Source organism: Allobosea sp. CER48, from assembly GCF_044752385.1.
Lineage (GTDB): Bacteria > Pseudomonadota > Alphaproteobacteria > Rhizobiales > Beijerinckiaceae > Allobosea.
In genome coordinates this window covers 1-1,371 of sequence record NZ_JBIWYK010000659.1, presented here as the reverse complement: position 1 = coordinate 1,371, position 1,371 = coordinate 1, and the positions used below count along the sequence as shown (strand labels likewise).

Here is a 1,371-nt window from a genome sequence, read left to right as displayed (position 1 = left end):
TTCACGCTCACGACCCAGGATGGCAAGCCGCTGACGGACGCGGATTTGAAGGGCTCGCCCTTCCTCGTCTTCTTCGGCTTCACCCATTGCCCCGATGTCTGCCCGACCAAGCTCTTCGAGATCTCCGAGGCGCTGCGTGCGGCCGGCGACGGCGACAAGGCCAGGAAGCTCAAGGCGCTGTTCATCACCGTGGATCCCGAGCGCGACACGGCCGAGGCGATGAAGAGCTATCTCGGCTCCTTCGACCCCCGCATCATCGGACTGACCGGTGATCGCGCGGCCATCGACGCCACGATCAAGGCCTATCGCGCCTATGCCAAGAAGGTGCCGCTGAAGGATGGCGACTACACCATGGACCACACCGCGCTGGTCTACCTGATGGGGAAGGACGGAAGCTTCATCGGGGCCCTCAATATCGAGCAGCCTCCGGCGCAGGCGGCAGCGGAATGGTTGCGGCACTCGTAGCGGGCGCGATCGGCGCGCGCCGGCGCGCCAGCCCATGTTCAGTCTTGTTCCAGGCAAAACGGCGGTTGAAGTACTCGTGGAGCGCCAGCCAGGCCGCTACCGAGACGAGCCCGTAATAGAGCGGCAGCAGCGGCAGGAGCAGAAGGAGCCGTGGCGCCCGGCGGCGCAGGGCGCCCATTGCGGGCGGCACGAATAGCGCGACCATGCCCAGGGCCCAGACGGTCAGGGCGAGCGTCGATGTCAGGCTCGCCAGCGCGCTCCCGGGGGCGAGGAGCGAGCCATGGACTGCGGCCATGAGTGCCGCGGCGATGAAGATCGGATAGCCCAACGCGGCGACGACGGTGCCGAGGGCCAGCGACAGGAAGGCGAGGCAGGCGCTCGGGCCGGCCTGCCGCAGGGTCGTCAACGGTGCCCGCGAATGCGTCACCAGCGTCTGCATGTAGCCCTTGATCCAGCGCGAGCGCTGCCTGAGCCAGGCCGGTATCGTGAGGGGCGCTTCCTCGCGCGTGTCACAGGGCAGATCGCCGATGCGATAACCGGCCCGGACGAGGCGAAAGCCCAGATCGGCGTCCTCGGTGACGTTCCAGGCGTCCCATCCGCCGACAGCGTGCAGCGCCGCCGTGCGGAAATGATTGGAGGTGCCGCCGAGCATGATCGGCAGGCCGGCGCGCAGCAGCCCGGGGTTGAGCACGTCGAACAGCCCGGCATATTCCAGCGCGAACAGGGCAGGCAGGAGCCCTTCGTTGGCGTGGTCGATGACGAGCCGCGCTTGCAGGCAGGCGAGATCATCGGGCGCCCGCAGGAAGCGGGCTGCTGCCATCCGCAATTGCTGCGGATCGGGGATGTCCTCGGCGTCGAAAATCGTGAACAGGCTGCCGCGTGCCTCCAGCAGGGCGAGGTTGAGCG

Annotated in this window: 2 protein-coding genes; one reads left to right on the top strand and one right to left on the bottom strand. The window is 67.8% G+C overall.

Going from position 1 to position 1,371, the window contains the following annotated elements; genetic code table 11:
- On the top strand, nt 1-465 hold a 465-nt coding region (locus tag ACIPIA_RS16350), incomplete at its 5' end, for an SCO family protein (protein WP_400511029.1).
- On the opposite strand, the gene ACIPIA_RS16345 is transcribed toward ACIPIA_RS16350, so the two are convergent.
- Nucleotides 410-1,371, bottom strand: a 962-nt coding sequence (locus ACIPIA_RS16345) for a glycosyltransferase family 2 protein (RefSeq protein ID WP_400511028.1), incomplete at its 5' end; no start/stop codon positions are given. The genes ACIPIA_RS16350 and ACIPIA_RS16345 overlap by 56 nt on opposite strands.